At 70.1% G+C, this 8,243-nt stretch carries 6 protein-coding genes; 2 read left to right on the top strand and 4 right to left on the bottom strand.

Features of this window, described 5'->3' with window-relative positions; translation table 11 throughout:
• Both BR39_RS0117420 and BR39_RS0117415 read left to right on the top strand, forming a co-directional pair.
• Positions 1-645, top strand: a 645-nt coding sequence (locus BR39_RS0117420) for an EF-Tu/IF-2/RF-3 family GTPase (RefSeq protein WP_029914526.1), incomplete at its 5' end; no start/stop codon positions are given.
• A gap of 152 nt (positions 646-797) precedes the next feature.
• The gene (locus BR39_RS0117415) at positions 798-1,292 is read left to right on the top strand and encodes a thermonuclease family protein (protein ID WP_029914524.1); all 495 of its coding nucleotides are present in this window, start codon (positions 798-800) and stop codon (positions 1,290-1,292) included.
• Positions 1,293-1,340: 48 nt separating this feature from the next.
• On the opposite strand, the gene BR39_RS0117410 is transcribed toward BR39_RS0117415, so the two are convergent.
• From BR39_RS0117410 to BR39_RS0117395, 4 genes are all read right to left on the bottom strand, one after another.
• Complete coding sequence (locus tag BR39_RS0117410) at positions 1,341-4,460, bottom strand: efflux RND transporter permease subunit (protein ID WP_029914521.1); 3,120 nt, start codon at positions 4,458-4,460, stop codon at positions 1,341-1,343.
• A complete protein-coding gene (locus BR39_RS0117405) occupies positions 4,460-5,536 on the bottom strand; it encodes an efflux RND transporter periplasmic adaptor subunit (RefSeq protein ID WP_051695817.1) in 1,077 nt (358 codons plus the stop codon). Before BR39_RS0117405 ends, BR39_RS0117410 begins: the two co-directional genes overlap by 1 nt.
• Positions 5,533-7,053 (bottom strand): efflux transporter outer membrane subunit, encoded by a 1,521-nt coding sequence (locus BR39_RS0117400; protein ID WP_035018580.1) that lies wholly within the window; start codon positions 7,051-7,053, stop codon positions 5,533-5,535. Before BR39_RS0117400 ends, BR39_RS0117405 begins: the two co-directional genes overlap by 4 nt.
• 61 nt (positions 7,054-7,114) lie before the next feature.
• Positions 7,115-7,525: a MarR family winged helix-turn-helix transcriptional regulator gene (locus tag BR39_RS0117395; protein ID WP_231499492.1), complete on the bottom strand. Its 411-nt coding sequence runs from the start codon at positions 7,523-7,525 to the stop codon at positions 7,115-7,117.
• Positions 7,526-8,243 lie beyond the last annotated feature (718 nt).

Here is an 8,243-nt window from a genome sequence, read left to right as displayed (position 1 = left end):
GACCCGATCATCGGCGAGCAGTCGATCCTGGAACTGATGACCACGGTCGACGCCTACATCCCGCAGCCCGATCGTCCGATCGACCTGCCGTTCCTGATGCCGGTGGAAGACGTGTTCTCGATCTCGGGCCGCGGCACCGTGGTCACCGGTCGCGTCGAGCGCGGCATCGTCAAGGTCGGTGAGGAAGTCGAGATCGTCGGCATCCGTCCGGTCCAGAAGACGACCTGCACGGGCGTGGAAATGTTCCGCAAGCTGCTGGACCAGGGTCAAGCCGGCGACAACGTGGGCGTGCTGCTGCGCGGCACCAAGCGCGAAGACGTCGAGCGCGGCCAGGTGCTGTGCAAGCCGGGTTCGATCACCCCGCACACCAAGTTCGTGGCCGAAGCCTACATCCTGACCAAGGAAGAAGGCGGCCGTCACACCCCGTTCTTCACCAACTACCGCCCGCAGTTCTACTTCCGCACCACGGACGTGACCGGGATCATCAAGCTGCGCGAAGGCGTGGAAATGATCATGCCGGGCGACAACGCCGAGCTGGACGTCGAGCTGATCACCCCGATCGCCATGGAAGAGAAGCTGCGCTTCGCCATCCGTGAAGGCGGCCGCACCGTCGGCGCCGGCGTCGTGGCCAAGATCGTCGAGTAATCGATCCGATCTCAGCGACTAGCTGACTAAGCGAAGGCCCCGGAGGAGACTCCGGGGCCTTTTGCTTTGGTGGCTCACCCGGGGGAGGGCCTTCACCGGTTCACGGCTCCGGACGAACACGTTATCCTGGTGTCCGAATTCGGGGTGAGCTCTTGATCCGCAAACGCCATATCGTGCTGGCCCTGGCCGTCCTGACGACCGCCTGCCAGAAGACGCCCGATCCGCCGTCCACGCTCGACGTCCCGCCCGGCCTGGGTGATCGCGTGCGGGTGCTCAGCGCCGACGCCCTGGTCATCGACGGCAAGCACGTGCGCCTGGCCAACGCCTATGCGCCCCAGGGCGTACCCGACGCCCGGTGCTGGGCCGAGGCCGCCGCAGCCAAGCAGGCCACGCAGTGGGTGCGCCAGCGCATGCACGAGGCGCGCGACGTGACCGTCCAGCCGACCGGCGGCTTCGACGAGTTCCATCGCGAGCTGGCCGTGGTCCAGCTGGACGGCGTGGACCTGGGCCAGCTGATGTTCGAGACCGGCCTGGCCAGCCGGCGCAGCACCGGCCGCGACAGCCGCTTCCCCTGGTGCGAGCCGATCAGCGCCAAGGCCCCGGACGCCCCGGTGGTGGGCTCGCTGCTGGACGACAGCAAGCGCTAGGACGGCTCGGCGCCGTCCGTCACGAACGGACGGACGACGCCGGCTTCATCACAGGCGGTCGACCGGCGACAGCGTCCCCTCGGCCTCGCGCGGGGTGGTCATGCGCGAGAGCTTGGGGGTCAGCCAGCGCTCGATGTCGTCGACGATCTCGTAGACCACCGGCACCAGCACCAGGGACAGCACGGTCGAGGTGATCAGTCCGCCGATCACCGCCACGGCCATCGGCTGGCGGAACTCCGAGCCGGTGCCGATGCCCAGGGCGGTCGGCAGCATGCCGGCCATCATGGCCAGGGTGGTCATGATGATCGGCCGGGCCCGCTCGTGACAGGCGTCGAGGATGGCCTCGCGCTGGCTCATGCCGGCCCGCTCCTGCTCGATGGCGTACTCGACCAGCAGGATCGAGTTCTTGGCCGCCAGGCCCATCAGCATCAGGAAGCCGATCAGCGACGGCATCGACAGCGACTGGCCGGTGACCAGCAGGGCGAAGAACGCGCCGCCGATCGCCAGGGGCAGGGCCGACAGGATGGTGATCGGCTTGAAGAAGCTGCGGAACAGCAGGACCAGCACGCCGAACACCAGCCCCACGGCCGAGAGCAGGGCGACGGCGAAGCCGGTGAACAGCTCGACGAACGCCTCCTGGTCGCCGGCCGTGGCCGGGCCCACGCTGGCGGGCAGGTGCTTCATGGTCGGCAGCTTGCCCACGTCGCCCATCGCCTGGCCCAGCTGGGCGCCGTTGGCCAGGTCGGCCTCGATGGTCACCTGACGCTTGCGGGCGAAGCGGTCGATCTTGGCCGGACCGGCCTGGAACGACAGGTCGGCCACGGTGTCGAGCCGGGTGGTGCCGCCGCTGGCCGTGGGGATGCGCAGGGCGCCCAGGGCGTCGAGGTCGGCGCGGGTCTCGGCCGGCAGGCGCACGCGGATCGGGATCCGCCGCTCGCCCTGGGTCATCTTGGCGACGTTGGCGTCGATGTCGCCCACCGTGGCCACGCGGGCGATGGCGGCGATGTCGGCGGCGCTGACGCCCAGGCGGGCGGCCTCGTCGGGCTTGGGCCGGATGACGATCTCCGGACCGCTGGGCGGCGAGGAGGGACGCGGATCGGCCACGGTGGCCAGGCCTTGCATCTCGCGCTCGATCTGGGCGGCGGTGCGCTCCAGCAGCGGGCCGTCGTCCGAGATCAGGATGGTCTGGACCTCCGACGTGCCCCAGTCGCCCAGCAGGTTGACCCGGGCGTCGGGGATGTCGTGCAGGCCGTTGCGCACCGCCTGCTTGATTTCGGTCACCGTCATGTCGCGCTTGCCGTTCAGCACGATGGTGACCGTGGCGTCGCGGATGTCGGCCCCGCTCTGGCCGCCCCAGCCGCTGCCGATGTTCGACCCGACCTGGGCGAAGACGTGGGCGGTCTCGGGGCGCTTGCGGAACATGGTGGTCACCGCCTGGACGGTGCGGTCCATGTCGGCCGTGGTCGCCCCGGGCGGGCCCTGGACCTTCAGGTAGTAGTAGTTGGCGTTGCCGGCCGGCTGGAAGGCCGTGGGCAGGAAGGCGGCCAGGGCGAACGAGCCGATCAGGATCACCGTGCCGATGATGATGCTGAGGAAGCGGTGATCCAGCGACCAGTCCAGCACGCCGCGATAGAAGCCCTGGAAGTCGCGCCGCGGGTGCGGGTCCTTGGAGGGCTTGAGGAAGTAGGCGGCCAGCAGCGGCGTCAGCAGGCGGGCGACCACCAGCGAGAACAGCACGGCCACGGCGACGGTCAGGCCGAATTCCTTGAAGAACTGGCCGGGCGTGCCGGGCATGTACGAGACGGGCACGAACACCGCCACGATGGTGAAGGTGGTGGCCACGACCGCCAGGCCGATGGCGTCGGCCCCCTCCATCGCCGCCATGAACGGCCTCTGGCCGCGCGCGACGCGTTTCTCGATGTTCTCGATCTCGACCACGGCGTCGTCGACCAGGATGCCGATGACCAGGGTCAGGGCCAGCAGGGTCACGACGTTGAGCGAGAAGCCCATGATCGACATGAAGGCGAAGGTGGGGATCAGAGACACCGGCATGGCGATGGCGGTGATCAGGGTGGCCCGCCACTCGCGCAGGAATAGGAACACCACCAGCGAGGCCAGCAGCATGCCTTCCAGCAGGGTGTGCTCGGTGGCCGCGAAGCTGGCGCGGGTCTCGTCGACGGTCGAGAAGATCTTCACGAACGTCACGCCCGGCTGCTTGGCCTCCAGGGCGTCCACGGCCTTCTTGACGCGGTCCTCGACGGCCACGTCGCTGGAGTCGCGGGTCTTCATCACCTGGAAGGCGACCACGGGCTTGCCGTCGAGGCGGGCGAAGCCGCGCTCCTCTTCCGAACCCTGGCCGACCTGGGCGACGTCGGTCAGCTTCACATAGCGGCCGCCAGCCACCGGGATGGTGATGGCGCGCAGCTGCTCGACCGTGGTGGCCGCGCCCAGCACGCGCAGAGTCTGCTCGCGGCCGCCGATCTTGGCGCGGCCGCCGGGGGCGTCGACGCTGAAGCTGGCCAGGGCCTGGTTCAGCTGGGGGGCGGTGACGCCGAAGCTGGCCATGCGGTCGGGATCGATGATGACGTTGATCTCGCGGTCCACGCCGCCGACCCGGGCCACCTGGGCCACGCCCTTCTCGCCCTGCAGGGCGCGGGTGACGGTGTCGTCGATGAACCACGACAGCTCGGTCGCGCTCATGCCCGGGGCCGAGACGGCGTAGGTGATGATCGGGGCGTTGGTGATCTCCAGGCGCTGGACGATCGGCTCGTCCACCTCGCGGGGCAGCAGCGAGCGGGTCTGGTCGACCTTGGAACGCACCTCGTCGGTGACCTTCTGCAGGTCCTCGCCGAGATTGAACTCGATCGTCGTGGTCGAGGCGCCCTGGACCACGGAAGACCTGATGGTCTTGACGTTGGAGATGCTGGCCACCGCGTCCTCGATGGGGCGGGTGACCTGGGTCTCCATCTCGCCGGGCGCGGCGCCGCTCTGGGTGACCGTCACGGTCACGGCCGGGAACTCGACGTTCGGGAACTGCTTGATGGGCAGGCCCAGATAGCAGCCGACGCCGGCGATGATCAGGGCGATGAACAGGACCGCGACGGGAATCGGGTTCTTGATCGCCCAGGCGGAGACGCGGAGTTCGCCTGTCTTGTGTTCGTCGGCCATCAGCGCGCCGCCTGCTGAGTGGTGGCCGCGGGACGGATCACGTCGCCGTCGGTGACGAACGAGGCGCCGCCCAGCACGATGCGGGTCCCGGCCGGCGGGCCCTGGACCAGCTGGGCCCAGCCGCCGCCCTTCTGGCCGACCTTGATGGCGACCTGATGGGCCTTGTTGTTGCTGTCCACGGTCATGACGTACAGGCCGTCGGCCTCGTAGCGGATGGCGGACTCGGGGACGGCGGTCACCGACGCGCCCGAGGCGCCGAAGGTGGCGCGGCCGAAGCCGCCGGGGCGCAGGTCGGGCCGGACGGGCAGGCGCACGCGCACCTTGCCCAGGCGGCTGGCGCTATCGACCCGGGGGCTGACCAGGCGCACGACGCCCGACACGGCCTGGCCGCTGGGCAGACTGACCTGGACCGGCTGGCCGGCGCGGATGCCCGCCAGGTCGGCCTCGTTGACTTCGGCGTCCAGCTCGACCAGGCCGTCGCGGGCGATGGTGAACCAGGGCGTGGTCCCGCCGCCGGCGATCTGGCCCGGCTGGACGCCGCGCTGCAGGACCAGGCCGCTGACGGGCGCGGTGATGGTCATGCGCGAGACGCGGGTGCGCAGCTCCTTCAGGGCCGCTTCCTGGGCCTTGGCCTGGTAGCGGCGGGTCTCGATCTGCTCCTGGCTGAGCACGCCCTGGCCGTCCAGGCCCGAGACGCGCCGGGCCTCGGCGTCGGCCTGGGCGGTGACGGCGGCCTGCTGGTCGACCTGGGCCCGCAGCAGGGTGTCGTCCAGCTGGGCCAGGGGTTGGCCGGCGCGGACATAGTCGCCTTCGTCGGCGTAGAGGCGGGCGACGCGGTAGCCGCTCAGCTCGGAACCGACGGCGGCCTCCTCGCGCGAGACCAGCAGGCCCGAGGCCTCGACCCCGCCGCCCAGCGGCCGGGTCTCGACCGAGCCGACGCTGACGGCGCGGGCCGCGGCGGCGGGGGCTTTCGGAGCGGCTTTGTCCTTCTTCTCGCCGCAGGCGCTCAGGCCCGTCGCGGCGATCAGGATCATGGCGGCGAGCGCGGTGCGGGTCGTCATGGGGGAGGGGCTCATTTGGCGGAGACTTGGGTCGGGGTGGCGTTCTGGGGACTGTTCTGGGCGGACACGACGGCGTCCGGCGTCCAGCCGCCGCCCAAGGCCTTGTAGGTCTGGACGGCGTGCAGCAGGGCGTCGGTGCGCGCATCGGTCAGGGCCGTGCGCGACAGGCGCCAGGACTGCTCGGCCTGCAGGGTGGTGGTCAGGTCGATCAGGCCCAGGCCGTAGCCCTTGCGGTTGGCCTGATAGGCGCGTTCGGCCCGCGCCTCGCCGGCGGTCAGCACCGCCACGCGGCGCTGGTCGGCGGCCAGTTGCAGCATGGCGTTCTCGGCCTCGCCATAGGCGGTCTGCACCGACTTCTCGAAGGCGATCGCCGCCTGCTGGGTGCGGGCGTCCTGGGCGTCGATGTCGGCCAGCAGGGCGGGGATGTTCAGCACGGGGATCGAGACGTTGGCCCCGATGGTCCAGGCCGAGCTGGTGGTCGAGGTCTTGCCGCCGCCGCCGCCCGCGAACGGGAACGAGGGCTGGACGCTCTTGGTCAGGCCCACGCCCGGCGTGATGTTGAACGTCGGCAGCAAGGCCAGTTCGTTGATCTTCAGCGTGCCGGAGGCCGAGGCCAGGCGGGCCTGGGCTTCGCGGACGTCGGGACGGCGGCCCAGCAGCTCGCCCGGGATGGTGGCGGGGACCGGCGGGGCCAGGTCCAGGCGGGCGTCCACCGGCAGGCTGGCCAGCGGATCGGTCCCGCGCCCGATCAGGATCAGCAGGCTGCGCCGGGCCGAGTCCAGCTGGGCCTCCAGGTTGGAGACCCGGGCCTGGGTCGAGGCCAGGTCGGACTCGGCGCGGTCGGCTTCCGACGTGGCGATCAGGCCGGCGTTGGCCTTCTTGACCGCGAAGTCGCGCAGCGAGGCGTTGATGCGCTCGGTCTGGCGGGCGTCGTCCAGCTGGACGGCCAGGCCGCGCGCCTGGAAATAGGACTGGGCGACGTTGGCCGCCAGCGAGGCGCGGGCGCCCTCGTAGGCGAAGCGGGCGGCGGCGAAGTCGTTGTCGACGATGCGCATGCCGGCGCGCTTGCGGCCGAACAGGTCCAGCTCCCACGACACGTCGAAGTTGGCGGCGTAGTTCTCGCTGTCGCCGCCCTGGGTGAAGCCGGCGGCGCCGCTGCTGTCGAGGATCTCGGTGTGGGTCTTGCTAGCGCTGCCGGTCAGCGGCGTGCCCGGGATCCAGATCTGGCGCACCTGGCCCTTGCGGACGGCGCGGGCCTCCTCCAGCCGCGCGGCGGCGGTGCGGGCGTCGGGGGCCTTCTCCAGCGCCGTCTCGACCAGCCCGGTCAGCTGCGGGTCGTTGAAGCTGGTCCACCAGTGGTCCAGGTCCGCCTGGGCCGCACCGGCGGGCGCTTCATAGGCGGCCGGCAGGCGGGTGTCGGGCGTCGGGCGCGGGGTGTTCACGCAGCCGGCCAAAGCCAGACCCGCCAGGCTCAGCGCCAGAAGCGAGGCTCCGGATCGGAATGGCCGAGGGCGCTGGCGCTCTCCGGTCATGATTTCACTCATCAACTCTCACCTGAAGCGGGACCGAAGGGGGAGGACGGTCGGCGTGATCTCAACAAGGGGTCTCGGAAGAGGACGGGGTGGCGATGGCGCCGTAGACGTCAGCGACCTGGTCCAGGAAGCGCTCGATGACCTGGCGCTCGTCCGGGGAGAGGCCGGCGATGACGCCGTCCAGGCCGTCCAGCATCGGCGCCAGCTGGGCGAAGGCCCGTTCGACCGAGGCCTCCACGGGCACGATGCAGACCTTGCGCCGGTCGTGGGCTCGTCGTTCGCGGGCGACGTGGCCGGCCCGTTCCAGGCGGTCGACGATCTGGGTGGCGGCGGCGGTCGTCACCTTCAGGTGCCCGGCCAGCTGACCGGGCGTCATCGGGCCGTTGTTCAGCAGCTGCTCCAGGGCGGCCATGTCGGTGACGTTGACGCCCAGGCTTTCGCCGATCTTGCGGCCGATTTGGCGCGTCAGCATCGAGATGGTCTTCAGGCGCTGACCGATGGGGTCGCGGGGCACGTGTGAGGTGCGCCATACGCCTTTCGTCGAACCGGGATCGCCTGTCGTCATGGAGGCGATCCATATTGTTAAGTGATTTAATAGTCAAATCGCTTAGCGATATGATCGGCCGCAATGCGTGGGCCGCTCGCTCGGCCGCCAGGACAATCATGGCCAGATCCCCAAGAAGCCGAGCGCGGGACTAACGCGAACGACCGTCGTTCGTTCAATTGGGGACGAGGGCGGCGGGATGAAAGGGCGGGACGTCATCGCTTTTTTCTCCTGCCGGCGCCGGGGGATGCAGGGCCCCCATCCGGCGGTCGCGCATCGGTCCTTCCTGGAGATGACGAACGAAGGCGCAGCTTTGCGACACGGCGCGGCGATTATTTCGCCGGCCGGTTCCAGCTGGGCCGTGCCGCGTGTTCGAAGGGCGGCGCCGATGCGCGGTTGACGTGGCGTCAAAACATACCACATCATCGAAACAGATGTTCGACTTCACGGTCGAGCTTCCGTCCGCGCGGAATTGCGGGCTTTCAGTCAAGCGTTTCCAGTATCCGGCCCAGGGGGACCCCAGAGTTGTCGGCGCGCGAATACGCATCTTCAATTTTCGAAACGCGTCCCCGCGACGACGTGGGGGCGAAGGCCGCCGCGAGCGCCGGGCGACGCGCGAGACGCGCCGCCGGCTAGGTTTCCCGAA

The organism is Caulobacter sp. UNC358MFTsu5.1, from assembly GCF_000712075.1.
GTDB lineage: Bacteria > Pseudomonadota > Alphaproteobacteria > Caulobacterales > Caulobacteraceae > Caulobacter.
The sequence above is the reverse complement of the archived record's forward strand: the minus strand, read 5'-3'. Positions and strand labels throughout refer to the sequence as shown.

Excerpts from the sequence above, each read along its gene's own strand:
- BR39_RS0117410 (WP_029914521.1), bottom strand. The coding sequence starts at position 4,460 with ATGGCCGACGAACACAAGACAGGCGAACTCCGCGTCTCCGCCTGGGCG.
- BR39_RS0117405 (WP_051695817.1), bottom strand. The coding sequence starts at position 5,536 with ATGAGCCCCTCCCCCATGACGACCCGCACCGCGCTCGCCGCCATGATC.
- BR39_RS0117400 (WP_035018580.1), bottom strand. The coding sequence starts at position 7,053 with ATGACCGGAGAGCGCCAGCGCCCTCGGCCATTCCGATCCGGAGCCTCG.
- BR39_RS0117395 (WP_231499492.1), bottom strand. The coding sequence starts at position 7,525 with ATGCTGACGCGCCAAATCGGCCGCAAGATCGGCGAAAGCCTGGGCGTC.